The organism is Actinocorallia herbida, from assembly GCF_003751225.1.
Lineage (GTDB): Bacteria > Actinomycetota > Actinomycetes > Streptosporangiales > Streptosporangiaceae > Actinocorallia > Actinocorallia herbida.
The window spans coordinates 44,044-62,061 of sequence record NZ_RJKE01000001.1; the positions used below are offsets into that span (position 1 = coordinate 44,044).

Below are 18,018 nucleotides of genomic sequence, written 5' to 3' on the forward strand. Positions count from 1 at the left end.
CTACTTGCGGTGGACCTCGTACAAGAGGGCCGTTGGATGGGCGTTCTTGGAGGCGGCGTCCTGCTGGATCGACACCGCGGTGCAGGCGTGGCAGCGCAAGGGGAGCGGCGCGTCGTAGGCGCCCTCGGCGGAGGCCTCCGTCGATTCGGACAGAGGCTGCCCGCACCCCTTGCACTCGTCCGCCTCAAAGTGGGCGAGGGCTTCGGCCCAGCCGCGGTCCTCATCGGTCCACAGCGGCTCCGTCTCCGTGACGGAGCGCAGGAGCCGGCCGCCATCGTCGTACTCGTACGTGGTGACGGTGCGGGGCTCGCGGCCGAGCCAGCGGGAGCGCGGGACGCCCCAGGCGCGGGCGAGCTCTACTTCCTGCCGGTGCTCGCGCGAATCGCGGAGGCGCTCAAGGAGAAAGGGACGGACACGTCCCTCCGGCACAGCTCGAACGCAGCGGCCACCAGCTTCGCCCACTGGATCGGAGTGAGGGCGTTCTCCAGCTTGCCGACCTGCTCGATGCTCATCGGCGGGTTGACCGCGCACGCAGCCAGGAGTTCGGGCTCGAGCGACTCCCAGTTCGAGTCGGCGCCCCCCTTGCGCTGATCCTCGGTCGGCGGGTGCTGGGCGGTGAGGTTGCTGTAGGCGCGCTTGCCGAGCCCGCGGAAGACGAAGGTGCGGGTCGAGGCCTGCATCTGCTCCTCGATCGCGACGATCTGATCGGCGATCTCCTGACCGGCCGACCGGTCAGGACCAGCCAGAGAATCAGCGTCCGCTTCGGCCGCCTCCGCCTTGCGCACCGCCGCCAGCTCGGCCTCGAGCCGCTCCCATTCAGCCTGCAGGTCACCGCGCAGGCACAGCTGCACGGACTTCTCCGGCAGCTTGGCCTCAGAGAGAATGTCCTCGATGTCCTGCATCAGGCAGCCACCACCGCGCGGGTGTCGGCGGGGATGTGGTTGAAGAGTTTGACGGCGAACTTCTGCACGCTGTTGCGCTCGGGCGCGGCCATGATCGGATCACCGCATCGCGCCGGGTAGACCTCGACGGGCTGGGCGGCGGCCCACGCAGTGGCGACCGGCAGGTTCCGGCGCACGACGAGGTGACCTTCCGCCCGGTAGGTGAGGGTCTCCCAGGCGAGGTCCTCGGCGGGGGAGTCCTTCCTCTTTGCGGTGATGTTGATGTCGCGCTTGATTCGGCCCGCGTCCTCGGTGTCGGCCACGCTGCACAGGGCGGCGTTGTCGACGGCCGCGGTCTCGCCTTCGATGCCGAGGCCGTCGGCGGTGATGAGGCACGAGAGGTCGACGGCGGAACCGCCGGTCAGCTCGGCAACGGTGGGGGCGCTGATGTCGGCGATCGCGGGGACCCAGATCGCCTTGACGTTGCCATCGGCCAGCAGGTCGGCCATGGGCTTACTCCTTGTCCTTCTTGGCCGGGCTGGCGGCCTGGGTGGGCTTGGCGGGCTTGTCCGGCACCGCGGGCGCAGGGGCCTCGGCCGGTAGCTCGGGGGAGGTCGCGGAGGCCTCGGCCGACGGCTCGTCGGCGGGAGACTCGGCGGGGAGCGGCTCGTAGTCCGCGAAGTGCTTGAGCGCCGTTTCGGGCAGCTCCGCGAAGGCGCCGGTCTTGGTGTTCCGGCACGGGATCATGCGGATCGCCATGTCAGGCCCGCAGGTAGTCGAAGGTGACCGACGCCGTTGCCGACCAGGCGAGGGCGACCTTGTAGGCGTCGGAGGGATCGCCGTAGGCGCGCAGGACCTTCAGGTAGCGGGTGGCCCCGGCGGCGATCGTGAAGACCTTGGCGGGGTTCGCGACGCCGTAGCCGGTGGTGCCGGGCGGGGTGATCGTGAGCGTTATCGAGCTCACGGAGGCGTTGTTGACCCGCAGGAAGCGGCCATCACCGGGGTCGACGAGCTTGTCGCCGGCGGCGGCGGACCTCGAGGTCGCGGCGATCCCGGCGTGCGAGATCGACTCGGGCAGGTAGTCGGCCACGTGGGCTCTCCTTCAGGGCATGCCGAAGAGCCCGCACGGCGGCGCCGGCGGGCTGGGTCAGGGAAGGGCGGGACTAAGCGGCTTCGGACCGCATCTCGAACTGCGCGACCCCGACGTGCAGAGCTGGGGTCACGGTGTCGACCCGATCTGTCGGGCGGCCGAGGGTGAGCTGAACCGGGTAGGTGGAGCGGTTCGGCACGGTGAGCCGAACGCCGACGAGCGCGGCCCGGACCTGGTCCATCACGGTCTCGACACCCTCTTGGGTCGAGGCGTAGGCGGTGACCTGGAACTTGTAGTCGAGGTACCCGTACGGCTCGGCGAGCGAGGCCTCGCTGGAGTCGCCCGGCGACGGCCACAGCACCACGTAGGGCACGTACGCTGACGCGCCGGGCTCGCTCTGCCAGCCGCCGCCGGGCGGGATCTCACCGCGGCCGACCAGCACACCGCGCGCCTCGATCGCGGCCTTGACCGCGGCGGTGTGCGGGCCGGTTGGTGCGACCGGGACGCCGGTCACAGGATGCGCTCGACGATGTCGCCGAGCTCGTCGACGAACTCGGGCAGATGCCGGTCGAAGGACGGGAGCATGTACGGCTGCGGCGATGTGCCCGGGTGCCACACTCTCTCCCGGAGGTGCCAAACGTCGTGGACGTCGGGGAAGTACAGCATCGGCCCGCCGGGCTTCATGCTGATCTCGTGCGGCCGTGTGCCGAACTCGACGTGCCTGCCGTAGTCAGCGGTCGGCCCGGCCTCGTAGCCCATGCCGTCGCTGTCCCTGTCGGCGCTGATGCTCTTGCGCAAATGGCCGCCGGGCGGCTTGCGCGGATCGGTCGGCGGGGGAGTCCTGACCGGGGCGTCGCGCTTGGCGGTCCGCACAACGTCCCGTTCGTTTGCCTTGACCGCGCGCCGGACCTTCTCGTCGACCCGGTCCGGGGCACGGCGGAGGTCTTCGGCCAGGTCCCCGAGGTCGAACGCGTCGATGTCCACGCTGATCATGTGATCGCCTCCACCTCCCAGCAGACGAGGTCGCGCTGCCACTGCTCGGACGCGTAGTCGATCGAGGAGACGCGCAGGCGCCGGCCGATGAGGTTCGCGTCGTGGGACTGGGTGATCTCGACGATGTCGTCGACCTGGACCGGTGCGCTGTCCCACAGGAGGGACACCATGTAGCGGCGGGAGGTCTGCTGCGCGGCCGCGGCCGGCTGGACCTTCTCGCCGGAGATCGTCTGCGCGACGATGACCCGGCAGGGCCCGTCGTAGACCGTCGTCCTGCTCGCGGGCGTCCAGGTGCCGTCAGGGCCGGTGGTTCCCGCACCGCTGGCGCGGGTGAGGGTGCAGTGGGAGGTGAGGGTGCCGGACGCTGTGGACCGGTGGTGCTCGCTCCACAGCGGGTGGATCGTGCGGGGCGGCCCGTTCAGCATCAGAGACACCTACTCCTGGTGAACGGGTCGACGAAGTCGACGATCTGGAGTTCGCCAGCGGTGGTCGCGTCGTCCTCGTCAGCCTGGCGGCGGAGCTCGCGGGCACGGGCGCGGAGCTCGGCGGAGACCTTCGCGCCGTCCGTGCTGAGGTCCTGGGACTTGATGACCTTGCTGACGAGGGCCTCGTTGGTGGCGATCGACTCCAGCGCGGCGGCCGCGGCCCGCTTGACCGTCCCGCCCTCGATCCCGAGGAACGCGTCGACCTGCTCGTCGGTGAGGAGCGGGTAGGTCTCGTTGGTGTCCGGGATGAGAAGCCGGACCTGCCCGGCTGCGGTGCTGTAGTCGATGGGCATGTCAGGGGGCCATCAGGCCTGCGGTCCGGAGGGCGGCGAGCGCGTTGTTGAGGGCGGTGCGCGTCGCGGCGAGGTCCGCCTGGAGCGCGTTGTACTCGGCCTCGGTGGGGCTTTCGCCGCCGGTGATCTGCGCGGAGGTGAGCGCGGGCACGTTGGCGACGGCTGTGGCCCTGGGCTTGGTGCCGTAGTACGCGGCCTTGGAAGCGGGCATGGGTCAGGCCTCCTTGCTGGACTGGCGGGGCTTGCGCTGGGCACGGGCAGCGGGCTTGCGCGCGGGCTTCGTCGCGGGCTCGGTGAGCAGCTCTGTGGACTCCGTGGTGGCCGGCTCCGGAGCTGGCTCGGAGAAGGACGGCGCGACGGGGATCTCCCGCGGCCCGCCACCCTGCTGAAGGAGCTGGGTGAGGAGCTCGGCCTGGCGGTCGAGCCGCGCGCACACCCCGGCCAGGTACTGCTGGTCGGGGGTGCGCGGGATCTCCGGCAGGTCGGTCATCAGACGCCGGTGCCGTTGGAGGCGACCGACATCTTCTCGTCGACGAAGGTGCCGCCGTAGACGTGCTTGACCTTCTTCTCCGCGGTCTCGGTCTCGAAGGACACGCCCTCGTCGCCCCCGCCCATGCGGCGCATGTCCGGGATCCGCTCGTAGAGCGCCGGGGCTTCGAAGCCGCGGAGCCGGCCGAACTCCAGGGCCGGGCGGACGCCGTTGGGGGCGGCGAAGACCCACCAGGAGGTGTTGGCGTTGGCGGTGGTGGCGACGGAGTCGATCCAGTAGTTGGTGTCGACGCCGAGGTTGGCCGAGACGCCGTTGCCCTTGATGATGCGGACGTTGCCGTTGGGGTCGACGACGCGGTATTCGGTGGTGTTGATGATCTCCTGGGCGACCAGGGACAGGCCGGTGCCGACGACGAGCCGGACGCCGTTGACGACGATCGGGTTGCCGCGCTCGTCCTTGCGCTTCATGAGGACCGTGATCGCGGCCTGGAGGCTGTCGCGGGTGAGGGCCGGGTTCCCGGTCAGCAGGTTGCCCTTGAGGGCGGTGTAGTTGGTGGCGTGCGGGCCGGAGGTGTCGCAGTACAGGCGGGTGACGAACTCCTCCTCGGAGTCCCTGACGCTGTCGGCGAGGTCCTGGGGCATGCGGAAGAACGCGCCCAGGTCGTCGTTGATCATCGTCTCCCAGGTCAGGCCGAAGCCCGCCTCGTACTTGTCGACGGAGTACTTGTACTCCGTCTCGGTCTGGGCCCGGCGCTCGTGCGGCGCGCCCTCGCCGACCTTGGTGAGCAGCCCGCGCACGCCGGAGGTCGCGAACCTCTTCACCTCGCGGAAGTCGTTCACCGTGGCCGCGCGGGCGTAGTTCATCCAGGTCGGCACGGTGGCCATGTAGGCGCCGTACAGCTGCCGGTCGAGCGAGTCAGCGAACAACTTCGGGAAGTCCGAGGTCGACATGGCCTCGGCGAAGTCGGTGTGGCGGCGGCGACCGACGCGGATCTCGTCCATGAACCGCTCGGCCTCGGCGACCTTGACCTGCCATTCCGGGTTGCGGTGGTAGCCGCTGGTCTTGCGCTGGCCGCCGAACTGGCCGTGGATGGTGGCGGATTCCTGGTTGATCCGCTCGACGCTGGAGCTGAAGGTCTTCACGGGCGGGTCCTCAGTATCCGATCTTGACGGGGATGGTGGCGGTGACGCCGGAGCCGACGTCGGCGAGGGCGTAGCCGTAGCGGACGCCGTTCGTGTTGTCCTTGTTGATCTTGTGCGGGCTGGCGGCAGCGTCGTAGTAGACGATGTCGCCCGCCGTGATCGCGGCGTTCACGGTCGTCTCGCCCTTGACCAGCAGGTTCGCCACCCCGGTGCACAGGACCGAGGTCTTGCCGTCGGACTGCTCGTCGGTGATGGCGACGCCGGGGATCTGACCGATCAGGACCGGGTCACCGGAGACGGGGGTCGCCGGGGCGGTCACGGCCACGTAGAGGGCGTCGCCCGCTTCGTGCACGATGTTTCGAGCCATGAGTGCTCAGACCTCTCTCAGAAGGGGCGGCCGGTGGCGGCGAGCTCGGCGGCCTCGGGCGACATGCCGCGGGCGATGTAGGACTCGCGCAGCGAGGCCGTCGCGACGGAGGCGTCCGGGGCGGCAGGCTGGCCGGACTCTCCGAGGTCGGACGGGCGGCCGACGCCGGTCTGCTCGGCGAGCTCGGCGACGTAGGCGCGCTCGGTCGCGATGGCCCCGGCGACGCGGGCCCGGTAGATCGACTCGTCCAGGGCGCCGTCGCGCAGCGGGATGCTGGTGGACTCCGTGAGGGCCGCCTGCAGGCGGGTCCGGGACGGGGCGGGCAGGTCGGACTCGGAGAGCAGGGTCGCGGCGATCGGCCGGGCGGCCTCGGTCGCCTCGAAGCGGGCGAGCCGCTCGTTGGTGGCGGCCTGCGCGGCGGTCGCCTCCTCGGCGGCCTGGCGGGCGGCGGCGGCCTCGGCGAGCGCGGCGTCCCGCTCGGCGTTCATCGTCGCGATCTGGGCTTCGGACAGCTCGGGCACGCGGCCCTCCTTCTCGGTAGCGGGCGGGGTGCCCGGGGCGTTCTCGGTGACCGGAGCAGGCACGGGCGGCTCCGGCTTGGTGTCGGGGATCAGGTCGGGCTTCGCGGGGGTGGCCTCAGAGACCTCGGTGGAGTCCTCGGGCGACTGCCACCGGCCGCGGGCGTAGAGCTGCGGGTGGTCGGCCTCGACCCGGCGCACGAAGACGGAGAGGGCGTCGCCGAGCGCGGACGACAGGCCGATGCGCTCGGGGCGGGTGAGGTAGCCGTTGCCGTACATCTCGTCGGCGATGCCGGTGAAGATCGAGTGGAGGCGCGCTTCGAGGTGCACCCCGGCAGTCGCGCGCTCCTGCAGCAGCGCCGCGGCGCCTTCCTTCAGCTCGGCCGTCTTCTCCACGGCCGGCGGCCCGCTGATCGACTCGATCAGCGCGAGGACCTTGCCGCCAGCCCCGGCCCGGGTCACCCAGTCGACGCTGATGCCCTCACCGAGCTCGGTGACGATCGGGCCCTTGCGGCCTTCGGCCTCGCCGTACTCGACGGTGCCGGTCGCCCGGATCGACAGGCCGATGGCCTTGGCGTACTCCTCGTTGAGGAGGTCGGCCCACTGGGGGAAGACCTCGACCTCAGCGACCAGGCCGCGCTCGACGTCGTCCCACACCGGGTGGGACACGGTGACGGAGGCGAGGTTCCGCACCGACCCTTCGGGACGGACCGCCTGCTCCTCGACTGTCGGGTGGTCGAGGAACTGGAAGGTGCCCTTGGGCCAGCAGCTGGGGCCGTCGCGCTTGAGGACTGCGGCGGAGTAGTAGCCGCTCGATCCCCAGCCCTCCTTGATGAGGAGGGTCTTGAATCGGCGCTTGTCGGTGGGGCCGCGCTGCACGTCGGCCAGGGAGCCGAAGGCCTCGCTCAGCTCCTGTGATTCGGGCACATGGTCCTCCTCGAGGGGCGGCCTGGGCGAAGCAAGGGCAGCTCCAGGCGGGGATCGGTACGTTGGCCGGATGGAAGACATCGCGGACTGGGCGGCGGTCGTCGTCGCGGGACTTGCGCTGGCCGTCGCGGTGTGGGCGGCCCGAGAGTCACGGGCAGCGCGGAAAGCGACGGAGGACGGGGCGTGGGCGGCGCAGGAGAGCGCTGCAGCAGGGGCTCGCTCCGCCAAGGCAGCGGAGGAGTCGGCAAAGACCGCAGAGGAAGCGCTGGCAATCCAGCGGGCTCAGCACGCCGCGGCTCAACCGAAGCCAGTGGAGTGGGTGATCACCTGGCAGGGGTTTGCGAGACTTGCGGTGCGCAACATCGGAACGGGCACGGCCGTCAATGTCACGTTCGACCCAGAGCAGGCCGGGTCACTTGATGTCCCGAGGGAACCGGTGACCTTGCCTTCCGGCCAGTCGGTCGGTTGCGAGGTGAACTTCGGACGGTCTGCTTCACAGCAGGTTCCCGGCGAGTTGCTGCTTTGCTGGGATGGGTCCGGTGAAGCGCATCCTGTGCCGATCCCTGGACGTCCGCCGCGGCGAGTTAGGTAGTCGGCCGTAGGTCGCGGAGCGGGACCACCTGATAGGAGTCTCTCCACCCCGGGTTCCGGCGGAGTCTCGTCAGGTCCGCCCACCGGACCTTGCCGGACCGGAGTAGGGCGAGCCTGCGGTCACCCATGATCTGCCTCTGGGTGGCCTCGGGCAGCGCCCAGAACAGCGTCTCGCCGTCCGGGATCTCGTCCTCGGGCTCGCTCATCCCGGAGAAGCCGAGCTCCTCCCACGTCTTCGCCTTCGGCACCCGCATGCACCGGCCGTTGGCGTGGTCGTACGGGCCAGCCTGCACGAGTTCGAACACCTCGCCGTGCAGCGCCCAGCAGGACGCACACGTCGACCCGTCCGCACGCGACAGCCACACCCACCCGGCGAGCACGTCCGCGGACTCGTCCTGAACCTGCCGGGCGGCCTCACGGTGCGCGTCCATCACCTCGGTCCGCACGACGGTCAACGCCTTGGACAGGCCCTGGCCGTACGTCTTCTCGAGCCGTTCCATGACGCGCCGGATCGTGGTGTCGGGGTCGCTGCTGACCCGGACGCCCTTGAGCATCGCCTGGACCATCTCCCGGGTCACCGTGACCGGAAGCTCTCTGGTGTGCCGGTGGACGTCGCGGTCGGCGTCCCGGACGATCCGGCCGACCGCAGCATCGTTGAGCGTCGGAACGGTCGGCAGCTCCCGGGGCGGGTACTGCGAGGCGACCATGTGCTGATGCGCTGTCAGCGTTGCCGACACGGCGTCCTGGATCGCGTCGTTCCCTTGGCCGCGGACGATCCTCTGCAGGGTCGTCATCGCCTGCTCGACCGCGGTCATCGCGGCACGCCACCGCGGCGAGGAGGTGACCGCGCGGCGGCCTGGCCACTTCGTAGCCCGATCGAGGAGCGCGGCAACGGCACCGCGGAGACGCTCGACCAGGCCGTCCCATGCGACCGACCAGCCGCGAACGATCATGCGGGTTGCGCGGTCGATGATCCGATCGAGGTACGTGCGGAGCGTCGAGGTCAGCTGGAGTGTCTGCCTGGTGACCGCCATCAGGCAGCTTCCGGCTCGGTTTCGGCGTCGGGGTTGAGCAGCGCGGCGGGGTCGCCGCCCTTCCGGAACCGGGCCATCAGCGCCTGGCCGATGGCGCCGTCTTCGCCGCCGGGCGGCTCCCACTCGCCGTCGTCTCCGGTGACGGCGGTGATGATCGAGTCGATGTCCCGGACGCCGAGCGCCTGCAGCAGGAGCCGGACGACGACGAGGGGCGGCAGGTAGCCGGTGGTGTCGGCCTCGACGATCGCCGTGACCAGCGAGGTCGGGTCGATCTTGGTGAGGCTCGGCCACACCACGTCGATGGTGGTGTCAGTGTCACCGTCGAGGGAGAGCCGCTCGATCCCGTCGGCGTCGACGACGATGGAGCCGTGCAACTGCCCGGCCGGGGCGCGGACGGCCTCGGTGATGACGTACTGCAGGATCTCCATGAGCGCCGCGGTATGGATGGCGCGGCGGCCTTCCATGGCGAGGCGGGTGGGCTCGTCGAGGGTCTCGGCGGTGGCGCGGGCACCGACCGTCCCGGGGTCACCGAGGAGCATGGTGACGGGGACGTCCATGGCGGCGGCGACCATCGCGGCGAGAGGCCGGCCGGACTCCGAATCAATGGTCGCCCCGCTCTTCGGCACGGCCTCCAGAGACATGTCGGTCGGGAGCGAGGCGGTAGCGCCCGCCCAGTTCGATTCGCCGCTGGCGGTGCGGGACGGCAGGGCCGACAGGGCGGATCGGGCGGCGGCCTGCTTGGAGCCCTTGCTCGTGAGCCGCCACGCGAAGCGGCTGAGGCTCTTCACCAACCTGGCCCAGTCCGTCAGGAAGTCCCTATACGCATACGCCCAGTCGATCGCTGCGTAGGCGTCGCCGAGCCCGTACTTCCAGCCGAGCTGGGCGTTGACGCGCAGGTGGTAGACCGGCGCGTCCCACCGCACCCGGACTGTCTGCCCGAACTGGTCCTCTTCCCAATGCGGCCGGTAGTTCGGCCGGTGCCCGAGCGCCGGATAGAGCACAACGTTCGTGGTCGAGGAGGTGCCGGTGGCGGTCGTCCATTCGCGCCGGTAGAACCACGGCTCCGACACGTCGTCGGGGTTCGTGATGATGTCAACGATCTCGTCGTAGGGCAGCGTCCGGACCTGGACCCTGCCCGTCTTCGGCGAGGTGAACAGGGCGTAGAAGACGCTGCCGTCCGTGCCGAGCGCCCGCTCATTCGTCTCGCGGGCCTGGGCGCCGCTGAAGGTCCGCAGGTTCGACGGGTCGGTGAGGAACCGGGCGACGGTCGCGTTGACGTCCTGCTCGCCCTCGTCGTTCCCGGTGGCGCGGGCCGTGACCTCGACGCCCTGCCCCCACACGTAGCCGTAGCGCAGGGCCAGGCCGCGGCGGATGAGCGGGTTCTTGATCGCCATCAGCCTGCTGACGGAGGCGATCTGGCGGAGGCCTTCGCGGGTGAACTCCTGCTCGGCGGTTCCGAGCATCCGCTGCCAGCCGGGGTCGTACATGCGCCGCTCAAGGTCGGCCATGCCCTCAGCAAGCTGGCTCGTCATCGCCTGAGAGGCGCGGAGCTGCTCGGCGAGTTCGGTCTGGCCGGTGACCCGGTACCACTGCTCGTAGAGGCGGCTTCGGATGCCCATCGCTGCCTCCTCGGTCAGTAGGGGGAGATGTCGTAGTCGTCGCCGAGCTCGTCGTCCAGGTCCTCAGTGCCGAGCACGAGCGCACCGGTGAGGATCGGGGACAGCAGCATCCGGTTGATGGCCTGGGTGGTGCCGTCGACCTGGTCGTCGTGCGCGGCGTTCGGGAAGGCCGCGTGCTCGTCGATGTAGGCGCCAATCCACGGCGCGAGCTCCGGGGATGGCAGATGAACGTTGCCGGCCTCGATGAACGGGGTGACGGCTGAGGCGCGGGCGAGCTTCGACCCGTCGGGCTCGACGGGAATGATCCCGGGGATCCGCTTGGAGAGGCTGTTGATGACCGCGGTGCCGTTGGCCTTGTCTTCGACGTATTTCCGGGAGGCCTGCGGCCACTTGGCGGTGAGTTGCCGGAATGCCTTGAGGGTCTGCACGAACGACATCCGGGCGCACACCTGGTCGAGCAAGAACAGGTCCATGCCCCACCGGCCCCAGACCTGGCCGACGACGAAGTCGGAGTCCTTCTTGTCCTTGAAGGTCATGTCCCACGACATGGCGACCTCGTCGGCGTTGAGGGCGATGTGTGTGCCGTCCGGCCGGACCACCCAGCGCGGGGAGTCGTACTCGCGCCACCAATCCCGGTTGAAGGTGTCGCCTTCGGGTGGGGTGGGGCGTCCCTGGTAAAGGGCGTTCCACACGCGCGACCCGACCGCAACACGGATCTGCTCCCACTGGGCGACGGTCCGCTGCCGGGAGGAGACGAGGAACTCGCCGGGCTCCCGCCCGAGCGGATCTACCTGGCCCTTCTTCGGGTCGTGGTCTGCGAGGGCCGGGATGTTCAGGACCCTCCACCGGTGCGCGTCCTCGGCCGCCAGGAGCCGACCGACGATGTCGTCCTCATGCCAACGCGTAAGGATGACGATGACCGGCGCCCCCGGGGCAAGGCGGGTATTCGCGACGGCGGTCCAGAACGACCAGACGCGGTCGCGCCAGGCCTGCGAGTTCGCGTCGTTCTCGTCCTTGATCGGGTCGTCGATGAAGATGATGTCGGCCGGCTTGCCGGTCAGGCCGGACGTGATGCCGACGGACCGGACACCGCCGATGTGGCCATCGAGCCGCCACCTGCGCGCGGCGCCATTGTCGGGGGCGATCCTGAGCCTGAGGTCGAGCGTGCCGTCCGTGCCGTCGTTGGTGGTGATGTGGTTGCGGATGTTCCGCCCGAACTCGTCCGCCAGGTCCTGCGCGTAGGACGCGATCGCGATGCGGAGCTTCGGGTTGCGGGTCAGCATCCACAGCGGCCCGATCGTCGTGACCCGGGTGGACTTCCCTTCCTGCGGAGGCATCGTGATGATCAGCCGGTCGCAGCGGCCTTCGGCGACGTCGATGAGCGCGGCGTCGATGAGGTCGAGCGCGCTGGTCTGGATCGTGCTCGGGTCGACTGCTGCAGCGAGAGCGCCGGGGCTGGTCCACTGGGGGATGTCGTCGGGCTCGGGCGGGTCGTAGTGGCGCAGGAGGGCGTCGGTGACTCCGCGGAGGGCGTCGAGCGCGACCACCCGCGCCTCCCGAATGGTCCTTGTGCATGCGAAAAGCCCCAGGTCACAGGGTCCTGGGGCTTTCGCGGTGGTGGGGGTGCCGAGGTGGCAGGGGCGGGATTTGAACCCGCGGCCTTCGGGTTATGAGCCCGACGAGCTACCGAGCTGCTCCACCCTGCTCCGGCCGACGATATAAGTCATCGACTGTGGACTTAGTTTCGGACACCCTAGGTCAAGCTGTCAACCCGCGCGCCGGGACGGCCTCGGCGGGCGGCCTGGTGGCGGTCCCGCTCGCACTCCAGGACAGCACGGCGGGTGACCCAGCTACCTGCGAGCCCGGGAGCCGTCAGGAGCTCGAGGTGGCCGGCCTCGACCCAGCGGCGGATGGTGCGTTCGGAGACGTTCGCGGCGGCGGCCGCGGTCTTGAGAGGGATGACCTCGCTGAGCGGGTCTTTGGGGTCGAGCAGCATGAGGCCAGTGTGACCGGCGGAGGACGACAAAGGCCGCCACCGCTTCCGATCTCTCGGAGCCGGGGGCGGCCTGCGGGGCGAAGGGCTACCTGCGGGGGCAACCACACGAGACGGATTCGACGACCTCGATGCGTGAGGTCGTCACCTCCCAGTCGCCGCGGCGGACCGTGGTGGAGGTGGTGACCTCTCTAGCCACGCGCTGGGCCCGGCAACGCGCCGCCGCGGAAGGCCGGTTGGTGCTACGCCGCTCGATCCGGATGCCGAGCAAGAGAGCCAGGACGGCGCAGACCGCGGCAACCGCCGTGGCGCAGTTCGCGAGGAGCGGCGCCACGGAGGGGAACAGCAGCATCGCGCCGATCAGGCCGAAGGCGATGAGGCCGCCTGCCGAGAGCACCGGCAAACGGGTACCGTGGCTGGGCAGGGAATGGTTGCTCGATTGCATGATCGACGCCCTTTCTTGAGCGCCGGTCCTGGCTGTCTGGTGACCTGCAGGACCGGCGGGTTGTTGGCTTCGCCCCTGGGCTGGCAGGCCCGGGGGCAAGTCCAATCATCCTCAGCGTGTCCAGGACAAGGCGCGGATTTGCAGCCAGTTTCGTAATCGACATCATCACTGGATGTAATTCGACGTGATTTCGTGCGCCTTGACACGCTCTCTGCGTGAAGGCACCTAAGAGCGTCGGCCGCCGCACCCTTCGCTGACCTGGGGATTTTGCTTCCGAGGATGCGGCCGCGGGTCGTGCTGCACGTGGAACCGGTCCGCTCCGGCGATCAGGGTGTCTGCGGAGAGCCGGAGAACTTGGCGTGGCTGTGCTTGCCGATGACCTCGGTTGCGGCGGTCAGCTGTCCGGCTTTGCCTTCGGCGGCCGGCCCGGGTGCATGCGGCTCCGGCGGTGGGCGGTTTCGGAGAGGCCGGCTTCGAGGTCGGCGATGTCTTGGGGGTCGCCGTGTTCGCGGATCATGGCGGCGATGTGGGCGTTGAGGTCTTCGGCGCGGGTGGCTCCGAGGCGCTGGCAGACACGTTCGTAGGCGGTCCAGATGGGGTCGCTGACGCGGAACTGGCGGGGTTTGGTGGTGCTGCCGGGTGGGGTTGTGGGGTCGGTCATGGTGGTCCGTTCGGGATGGGTTCGGTTGTGGGGCATGGTCGCATGGATTTTGTGTAGCTACAACCTTCCCCGTGGTGTTGTGTAGCTACACATCTTCTGTTAATATGTAGCTACACAACAACTCCACAGTGGATCCGCCCCCGGGTGGACATCGGGACCTCCCCGGACCGGCTCGCAGCCGGGTCCTCGCTCCCTACCAAAGGAGGTCCCCATGTCCATCTCTTTCTTCACCCCCGGTGAGGACGCCCCGGAGGAGGTCAACCTGGCCAACGGCAATGCCGCCCGGGTCCTCCACCTCCTGGGCCTCCCCTGCGGGGAGTGGGAGATGGGAGGTGAGGCCACCGCCGAGGACTTCCTCGGACGGATCCTCATCGCTCAGGCGCTGCTCGACGTCGCCACCGACGACGAGCACGGGCGACCGGACGTCACCGACGGCCGGTTCTTCTTCGGAGGCCAGCGGCCCGGCTACCTCGCCGACCGGCTCGCCGAACTGGAGGAGGTCGCCACCTGGGCCACCCGGCACGGGGAGGACGTCATCTACTGGGGCTGACCCCAGGGACGGCGCCCCTCCCCGGGCCATCACCCGGGGCGGATCCACAGCACCACCCGAAAGAGGTTTCGCCCCGTGCCCACCGCCCTCGCCCTCGCACTCACCGTGCCGTCCGCCGAGTTCGCCGCCGCGATCGGTCGCGCCGCCCGCTTCCTGCCCGACCCCGACGCCCGCGGCATCTACGCGATGCGCGGCATGCTGCTCACCGCGACCGCCGACGGCGTCGAGGTCATGGCCACCCACGGGCAGGAGACCGCGCGCATCGCCCTGGACGCGGACGTCGAAGCGCCGGGCCGGGTGCTGGTGAACGGCCTCATGCTGGCCAGGATCTCCCGCAACCTGCCGAGTGATCCCGTTCTGCTGAGCGAGGGGGCGCGAGGGCTCGGCATCTCCTGCGGCTCGATCACCTACCGCCTGGCGACGCTGCCGCTGGAGGACTACCCGGTCGGACTGGAGGCGACCTCGGACGGTACCGGCGTGAGGCCAGCGGGCCGGGATGGGTGGGAGCGCGCGATGAGCACGCCGTCCGCCAGTTCGACGCTGTGGCGTGCGCCGGGCCGCTCGCGCAAGCCGTTCGACCCGTCAGGGCTGGAGGTCGGCGCGGCTGTCATCTGGTCTCGGCACGCCGATGACGGATCGCTGGTGTCGGTGTCCGGGCAGGTGTGGTCGGCGGCGGAGGGGCGGCGGACCGTGTGGGTGGTTGCCGATGGCGAGCGTGTCGCGGTGAAGGTCGCGGAGCGGACGTACGGCGAGGGCTCGTACCGGGATGGGACGTATCGGCAGGTCACGCGCTTGGTGGAGGTGGAGTAGCGCGCTGTGGGGTGGTGTCTTCGAACTTCCCCCTCGAAAAGAGTTGTGTAGCTACACGTTTCTTGTTAATCTGTAGCTACACAACAACGAGAGGGGCGGGCATGACCACCACCACGACCACCACGGTCAAGTGCGAGCGCTGCCACCGCCCCCTCACCGACCCCAAGCGCGCCGCCCTCGGCATCGGACGCCACTGCGCCCGCATCCGCCGCCAGGAAGCCGCCACCCTCGCCTTCAAGCCCGCCCAGGTCGAGAAGGCCCGCGAGCTCATCGAGCAGCGCGCCATCGTTCCCCTCCGCGGCCGCCGCGTCTTCGCCGTCATCGCCTCCAACGGCGTCGACCGCTACCTCACCGCCCCCCATGCCTGCAACTGCCCGGCCGGGCTCAAGGCCAAGCACACCTGCTACCACCGCGTCGCTGCCGTCCTCCTCGCTGCCTGACCCCACCCCAACCCCTCACCTCAAGGAGCCCCCATGGCCGACTACGAGCCCGTTCCCTGCCGGATCTGCGCCGACTTCCACGCGCCGAACATGTGCCCCCCGGCCCCGGACGACTGGGACCCCGTCAGCGTTCAGCAGCCCATGCAGGACTGCCCCGTCGACGTCTTCTACTGACCGCTTCGGCGGCCGCTCCAGACCCCTGGGGCCGGACACGCGACCCGCGCCACGGCGCACCGACTCGCTTCCGGCCCCAGGCCCCACACCCACCCCCACCGAAAGGACCCCTCATGCACGCGCTGCTCATCGCCCTCGACGGCACCGTCTCCGAACTCGACCTCCCCAAGAACGACAACCTCGACGTCCTCGTCAAGGCGACCGGCGGCCGCCTCGTCGACGTCGTCCAGCTCACCACCCAGATCGACATGTGGATCGACGACGAGGGCGTCTTCACCTCCGAGCCGAACCGCACGGCGACCGCGCTGGCCAAGTCCTTCGGATTCGTCCACCAGGACTACTACGGCCCCGTGGTCCTCGCCGGATTCAGCCGAAGCGGCGACACGGTGAACCTCACCGCCGACCAAGCCGCCGCCCTCCGCACCCGCCTCGCCGACCTCCAGGTCTGACGAGCCGTCCGGGGCTGGACTCCACGCCAGCCCCGGACCGTCCGCCCGACCCCGACCCCGGCCCCAACGAACGGAACCCCATGACCCGCCCGAACCACGAAACCCGCACCATCGGCCACCTGCGCGTCGAGATCATGCCCGACTACGCTTTCGCCGACGCCTGGGCCATCGAGATCCAGCGCAACGGCAAGACGATCGCCACGCTCGGCAACCTCGCCGAAGCCGCCATCGAGACCACGCTCGCCAGCATGCTCGTCAGCACGAAGATCAAGCCCGGCGCGCTCATCGAGGCCACCATCGCCAGCACGAAGCCGCGAACGATCAGGCGCCGGGTGAAGCGCTGCTGGCCGGTGAACCCGCGCTCCACCACGCTCATCACCGACCACGGCCCCATCACCGTCTACAGCGACAGCATCCGCGTGGTCGAAGAGCCCCCCACCGTCGCCGAGCTGCAGCGCAAGCAGGCCATCGTCGAGGACGCCCGCGACCGAGCAGCCGCGACCGGCACCCCCGCACCGGACTCCGGCATGCCGGGCTACGCCGAATGGCGACGCCGTGTCCTGCTCGCGGTCGGCGAGCAGGACTAGGCCCTGCCGCTACCCTTCGAGCCCTCCGAGCCCCCGCCCGGAGGGCTCTTCGGCTTCCTCTTCCTCCTCCGCTTGCCGCGCGGCTTCGGAACCGCCGCGGGAACCGCCTTCGGAAGGGCCAGCCCGGCGAGCACGGGGTTCGAGCCCATCATCGACCCGATCTGCGCCGCCAGGCTCTGCGACCCGAATATGGCTTCCTGCATGTGCGCGGTCAGGAGCTGCGGCCCGAGCATGGCTTTCTGTATCTGATTCACAGACTCCCTCACCTCCTGCAGCGGATCGATCTTGTTGATGGCTGACAGGAGGCTCGGCTCGATCCCAAGCCGCGCCGCCGCCTTGGCGTGCTCGCTCAAGGTGCTCTCGTACGCCGCGATGTGCTCCCTGAGGCCGTCCATCATGCTGGGGACTTCGGAGATCCCATGAAGTCCGGCGAGGACGTCGCTGTTGCTGTGGCGCAGGTATTCGGAGAGGCCAGAGACCGCTGGCAGGTGAAGACCTCGAAGCAGGTCCTCAGCGGACAGCACGCCGTCCTCTGGCTCGACCTCGTTGATGTCACCTTCACGCGGCTGGTCGAACTTGTCGGTCGTGACCACCCCGCTCACGAGGAGGGTGTAACTCATGACCGGGGTGAAGTCGCCGTACTCGACCTCGACAGCGGTCGAGAACGAGCACACGACTCCCCCAGCTTCGAGGCCGGCCATCTCGCCCAGCTCGATCTCATCTGCCCCGGGCATATTGATCGCGGTGGCGCTCTTCGTCTCCTCATAGCCGTCTTTCAGCCCGGGGAGGAGGCTCTCCAGGATGAAGGTGCGGATCGCCTTCTCCGAGAGCTCGAGTCGCGCATCGTGCTCGCGCTCGGGCAACTTGTACAGCTTGATCAGGTCATCGACGACCATCCTGATCGAGCTGGCCACTCGAAGACGGTCCGCGACGCCCCGCTCAGCGGCTTCTGCGAGAAGCTCCTCGTGGAGCTTGCGGGCTTGCGGGTTCCCGAAGTCGGTGTCGCTCGTCACCCAGACGATCTCCTCGTCAGGGTTCCGCTCGGCCACGTCGAGGACGGTCAGCCAGTTCAGAGTGTCCCGGTATCCGTCGCCCTTGCTGTCACACGGCCTTCGCCGTTCGACCTGCCGCCGGACCATTTCGAGCACGGGCACAGCAGCCGGCTCGATGAGCTCAGCGCCGAGAGATCGAGCGTCCTCCATGAACTGCTCTTTCTCTCGGCTGATCTTGTCCTCCACCTCTCGGAGGGCCGCGGCGAAAGCAGCGCTGTCCTTGTACTTTCTCGCAACTTTCCGTAGCGGGCTTAGCTCTTCCTCCGCGAGGTCTCTCCCCAGCTTGCCGACCGCCTCGGCAGCGACGACGCGAGGGATCTTGATATGGACGCCCCACTGCCTGCCCATGAGGCCGAGGATGCGCCACGAGGTGCGCGTGAGTTCGGTTGCGATCAGGGGGCTGGCGTCGAACAGCACGATCATGTGG

At 69.5% G+C, this 18,018-nt stretch carries 28 protein-coding genes and 1 tRNA gene; 7 read left to right on the top strand and 22 right to left on the bottom strand.

The window, feature by feature from the left end; genetic code table 11:
* From EDD29_RS00270 to EDD29_RS00335, 14 genes are all read right to left on the bottom strand, one after another.
* Positions 1-429, bottom strand: a complete 429-nt coding sequence (locus EDD29_RS00270; RefSeq protein ID WP_123661585.1) for a hypothetical protein — start codon at positions 427-429, stop codon at positions 1-3.
* Positions 357-902, bottom strand: a complete 546-nt coding sequence (locus EDD29_RS00275) for a hypothetical protein (protein WP_123661586.1) — start codon at positions 900-902, stop codon at positions 357-359. Before EDD29_RS00275 ends, EDD29_RS00270 begins: the two co-directional genes overlap by 73 nt.
* Positions 902-1,390, bottom strand: coding sequence for a phage tail tube protein (locus EDD29_RS00280; protein ID WP_123661587.1), 489 nt, complete (start codon positions 1,388-1,390; stop codon positions 902-904). Before EDD29_RS00280 ends, EDD29_RS00275 begins: the two co-directional genes overlap by 1 nt.
* 4 nt (positions 1,391-1,394) lie before the next feature.
* On the bottom strand, positions 1,395-1,640 hold the full coding sequence (locus tag EDD29_RS00285; RefSeq protein WP_123661588.1) for a hypothetical protein: 246 nt from the start codon (positions 1,638-1,640) through the stop codon (positions 1,395-1,397).
* Position 1,641: 1 nt separating this feature from the next.
* On the bottom strand, positions 1,642-1,971 hold the full coding sequence (locus EDD29_RS00290; RefSeq protein ID WP_123661589.1) for a hypothetical protein: 330 nt from the start codon (positions 1,969-1,971) through the stop codon (positions 1,642-1,644).
* A 73-nt stretch (positions 1,972-2,044) separates the two neighbouring features.
* Complete coding sequence (gene gp17, locus EDD29_RS00295; RefSeq protein ID WP_170201231.1) at positions 2,045-2,485, bottom strand: tail completion protein gp17; 441 nt, start codon at positions 2,483-2,485, stop codon at positions 2,045-2,047.
* Positions 2,482-2,964 (bottom strand): HK97 gp10 family phage protein, encoded by a 483-nt coding sequence (locus EDD29_RS00300; RefSeq protein WP_123661591.1) that lies wholly within the window; start codon positions 2,962-2,964, stop codon positions 2,482-2,484. The genes gp17 and EDD29_RS00300 overlap by 4 nt, the downstream gene beginning before the upstream one ends.
* Positions 2,961-3,389: a DUF6093 family protein gene (locus EDD29_RS00305; protein ID WP_123661592.1), complete on the bottom strand. Its 429-nt coding sequence runs from the start codon at positions 3,387-3,389 to the stop codon at positions 2,961-2,963. Before EDD29_RS00305 ends, EDD29_RS00300 begins: the two co-directional genes overlap by 4 nt.
* Positions 3,389-3,742 (bottom strand): hypothetical protein, encoded by a 354-nt coding sequence (locus EDD29_RS00310; RefSeq protein WP_123661593.1) that lies wholly within the window; start codon positions 3,740-3,742, stop codon positions 3,389-3,391. The genes EDD29_RS00305 and EDD29_RS00310 overlap by 1 nt, the downstream gene beginning before the upstream one ends.
* Before the next feature lies 1 nt (position 3,743).
* Positions 3,744-3,953: a hypothetical protein gene (locus tag EDD29_RS00315; RefSeq protein WP_123661594.1), complete on the bottom strand. Its 210-nt coding sequence runs from the start codon at positions 3,951-3,953 to the stop codon at positions 3,744-3,746.
* 3 nt (positions 3,954-3,956) lie between these two features.
* Positions 3,957-4,232, bottom strand: coding sequence for a hypothetical protein (locus EDD29_RS00320; protein WP_123661595.1), 276 nt, complete (start codon positions 4,230-4,232; stop codon positions 3,957-3,959).
* Complete coding sequence (locus EDD29_RS00325; protein ID WP_123661596.1) at positions 4,232-5,374, bottom strand: phage major capsid protein; 1,143 nt, start codon at positions 5,372-5,374, stop codon at positions 4,232-4,234. The genes EDD29_RS00320 and EDD29_RS00325 overlap by 1 nt, the downstream gene beginning before the upstream one ends.
* A gap of 10 nt (positions 5,375-5,384) precedes the next feature.
* On the bottom strand, positions 5,385-5,741 hold the full coding sequence (locus tag EDD29_RS00330) for a DUF2190 family protein (protein ID WP_123661597.1): 357 nt from the start codon (positions 5,739-5,741) through the stop codon (positions 5,385-5,387).
* 17 nt (positions 5,742-5,758) lie between these two features.
* Positions 5,759-7,186 (bottom strand): hypothetical protein, encoded by a 1,428-nt coding sequence (locus EDD29_RS00335; protein ID WP_123661598.1) that lies wholly within the window; start codon positions 7,184-7,186, stop codon positions 5,759-5,761.
* Positions 7,187-7,256: 70 nt separating this feature from the next.
* Here EDD29_RS00335 and EDD29_RS44850 point away from each other — a divergent pair, with 70 nt between their 5' ends.
* Positions 7,257-7,778 (top strand): hypothetical protein, encoded by a 522-nt coding sequence (locus tag EDD29_RS44850; protein WP_148085822.1) that lies wholly within the window; start codon positions 7,257-7,259, stop codon positions 7,776-7,778.
* On the opposite strand, the gene EDD29_RS00340 is transcribed toward EDD29_RS44850, so the two are convergent.
* From EDD29_RS00340 to EDD29_RS00370, 7 genes are all read right to left on the bottom strand, one after another.
* Positions 7,771-8,811, bottom strand: coding sequence for a structural protein (locus EDD29_RS00340; protein ID WP_123661599.1), 1,041 nt, complete (start codon positions 8,809-8,811; stop codon positions 7,771-7,773). The genes EDD29_RS44850 and EDD29_RS00340 overlap by 8 nt on opposite strands.
* On the bottom strand, positions 8,811-10,430 hold the full coding sequence (locus EDD29_RS00345; protein WP_123661600.1) for a hypothetical protein: 1,620 nt from the start codon (positions 10,428-10,430) through the stop codon (positions 8,811-8,813). The genes EDD29_RS00340 and EDD29_RS00345 overlap by 1 nt, the downstream gene beginning before the upstream one ends.
* A gap of 14 nt (positions 10,431-10,444) precedes the next feature.
* Positions 10,445-11,977: a phage terminase large subunit gene (gene terL / locus EDD29_RS00350; protein WP_211359512.1), complete on the bottom strand. Its 1,533-nt coding sequence runs from the start codon at positions 11,975-11,977 to the stop codon at positions 10,445-10,447.
* Between the two features lie 85 nt (positions 11,978-12,062).
* A tRNA-Met gene (locus EDD29_RS00355) sits at positions 12,063-12,136 on the bottom strand.
* 47 nt (positions 12,137-12,183) lie between these two features.
* The gene (locus tag EDD29_RS00360) at positions 12,184-12,426 is read right to left on the bottom strand and encodes a hypothetical protein (RefSeq protein WP_123661601.1); all 243 of its coding nucleotides are present in this window, start codon (positions 12,424-12,426) and stop codon (positions 12,184-12,186) included.
* Between the two features lie 85 nt (positions 12,427-12,511).
* A complete protein-coding gene (locus EDD29_RS00365; protein ID WP_148085823.1) occupies positions 12,512-12,820 on the bottom strand; it encodes a hypothetical protein in 309 nt (102 codons plus the stop codon).
* 442 nt (positions 12,821-13,262) lie between these two features.
* Positions 13,263-13,529 (bottom strand): hypothetical protein, encoded by a 267-nt coding sequence (locus EDD29_RS00370; RefSeq protein ID WP_148085824.1) that lies wholly within the window; start codon positions 13,527-13,529, stop codon positions 13,263-13,265.
* 211 nt (positions 13,530-13,740) lie between these two features.
* Between EDD29_RS00370 and EDD29_RS00375 the strand changes: the two genes are divergently transcribed.
* From EDD29_RS00375 to EDD29_RS00395, 6 genes are all read left to right on the top strand, one after another.
* A complete protein-coding gene (locus EDD29_RS00375; protein ID WP_123661604.1) occupies positions 13,741-14,079 on the top strand; it encodes a hypothetical protein in 339 nt (112 codons plus the stop codon).
* A 75-nt stretch (positions 14,080-14,154) separates the two neighbouring features.
* Positions 14,155-14,889, top strand: a complete 735-nt coding sequence (locus EDD29_RS00380) for a hypothetical protein (protein WP_170201232.1) — start codon at positions 14,155-14,157, stop codon at positions 14,887-14,889.
* Positions 14,890-14,990: 101 nt separating this feature from the next.
* Positions 14,991-15,329 carry a DUF6011 domain-containing protein gene (locus tag EDD29_RS00385; RefSeq protein ID WP_123661606.1) on the top strand — a complete coding sequence of 113 codons (339 nt, stop codon included), beginning with the start codon at positions 14,991-14,993 and terminating at the stop codon, positions 15,327-15,329.
* Positions 15,330-15,362: 33 nt separating this feature from the next.
* Entirely contained in the window at positions 15,363-15,503 is a 141-nt protein-coding gene (locus EDD29_RS45185; protein ID WP_170201233.1) for a hypothetical protein, read from the top strand.
* A 113-nt stretch (positions 15,504-15,616) separates the two neighbouring features.
* Entirely contained in the window at positions 15,617-15,952 is a 336-nt protein-coding gene (locus tag EDD29_RS00390) for a DUF3846 domain-containing protein (protein WP_123661607.1), read from the top strand.
* An 80-nt stretch (positions 15,953-16,032) separates the two neighbouring features.
* Complete coding sequence (locus EDD29_RS00395; RefSeq protein ID WP_123661608.1) at positions 16,033-16,539, top strand: hypothetical protein; 507 nt, start codon at positions 16,033-16,035, stop codon at positions 16,537-16,539.
* Here EDD29_RS00395 and EDD29_RS00400 read toward each other — a convergent pair.
* Positions 16,536-18,014 carry a PIN domain-containing protein gene (locus EDD29_RS00400; protein WP_148085825.1) on the bottom strand — a complete coding sequence of 493 codons (1,479 nt, stop codon included), beginning with the start codon at positions 18,012-18,014 and terminating at the stop codon, positions 16,536-16,538. The genes EDD29_RS00395 and EDD29_RS00400 overlap by 4 nt on opposite strands.
* Positions 18,015-18,018 lie beyond the last annotated feature (4 nt).

Excerpts from the sequence above, each read along its gene's own strand:
- EDD29_RS00275 (WP_123661586.1), bottom strand. The coding sequence starts at position 902 with ATGCAGGACATCGAGGACATTCTCTCTGAGGCCAAGCTGCCGGAGAAG.
- EDD29_RS00280 (WP_123661587.1), bottom strand. The coding sequence starts at position 1,390 with ATGGCCGACCTGCTGGCCGATGGCAACGTCAAGGCGATCTGGGTCCCC.
- EDD29_RS00285 (WP_123661588.1), bottom strand. The coding sequence starts at position 1,640 with ATGGCGATCCGCATGATCCCGTGCCGGAACACCAAGACCGGCGCCTTC.
- EDD29_RS00300 (WP_123661591.1), bottom strand. The coding sequence starts at position 2,964 with ATGATCAGCGTGGACATCGACGCGTTCGACCTCGGGGACCTGGCCGAA.
- EDD29_RS00305 (WP_123661592.1), bottom strand. The coding sequence starts at position 3,389 with ATGCTGAACGGGCCGCCCCGCACGATCCACCCGCTGTGGAGCGAGCAC.
- EDD29_RS00310 (WP_123661593.1), bottom strand. The coding sequence starts at position 3,742 with ATGCCCATCGACTACAGCACCGCAGCCGGGCAGGTCCGGCTTCTCATC.
- EDD29_RS00315 (WP_123661594.1), bottom strand. The coding sequence starts at position 3,953 with ATGCCCGCTTCCAAGGCCGCGTACTACGGCACCAAGCCCAGGGCCACA.
- EDD29_RS00320 (WP_123661595.1), bottom strand. The coding sequence starts at position 4,232 with ATGACCGACCTGCCGGAGATCCCGCGCACCCCCGACCAGCAGTACCTG.
- EDD29_RS00330 (WP_123661597.1), bottom strand. The coding sequence starts at position 5,741 with ATGGCTCGAAACATCGTGCACGAAGCGGGCGACGCCCTCTACGTGGCC.
- EDD29_RS44850 (WP_148085822.1), top strand. The coding sequence starts at position 7,257 with ATGGAAGACATCGCGGACTGGGCGGCGGTCGTCGTCGCGGGACTTGCG.
- EDD29_RS00340 (WP_123661599.1), bottom strand. The coding sequence starts at position 8,811 with ATGGCGGTCACCAGGCAGACACTCCAGCTGACCTCGACGCTCCGCACG.
- EDD29_RS00345 (WP_123661600.1), bottom strand. The coding sequence starts at position 10,430 with ATGGGCATCCGAAGCCGCCTCTACGAGCAGTGGTACCGGGTCACCGGC.
- EDD29_RS00360 (WP_123661601.1), bottom strand. The coding sequence starts at position 12,426 with ATGCTGCTCGACCCCAAAGACCCGCTCAGCGAGGTCATCCCTCTCAAG.
- EDD29_RS00370 (WP_148085824.1), bottom strand. The coding sequence starts at position 13,529 with ATGACCGACCCCACAACCCCACCCGGCAGCACCACCAAACCCCGCCAG.
- EDD29_RS00375 (WP_123661604.1), top strand. The coding sequence starts at position 13,741 with ATGTCCATCTCTTTCTTCACCCCCGGTGAGGACGCCCCGGAGGAGGTC.
- EDD29_RS00385 (WP_123661606.1), top strand. The coding sequence starts at position 14,991 with ATGACCACCACCACGACCACCACGGTCAAGTGCGAGCGCTGCCACCGC.
- EDD29_RS45185 (WP_170201233.1), top strand. The coding sequence starts at position 15,363 with ATGGCCGACTACGAGCCCGTTCCCTGCCGGATCTGCGCCGACTTCCAC.
- EDD29_RS00390 (WP_123661607.1), top strand. The coding sequence starts at position 15,617 with ATGCACGCGCTGCTCATCGCCCTCGACGGCACCGTCTCCGAACTCGAC.
- EDD29_RS00395 (WP_123661608.1), top strand. The coding sequence starts at position 16,033 with ATGACCCGCCCGAACCACGAAACCCGCACCATCGGCCACCTGCGCGTC.
- EDD29_RS00400 (WP_148085825.1), bottom strand. The coding sequence starts at position 18,014 with ATGATCGTGCTGTTCGACGCCAGCCCCCTGATCGCAACCGAACTCACG.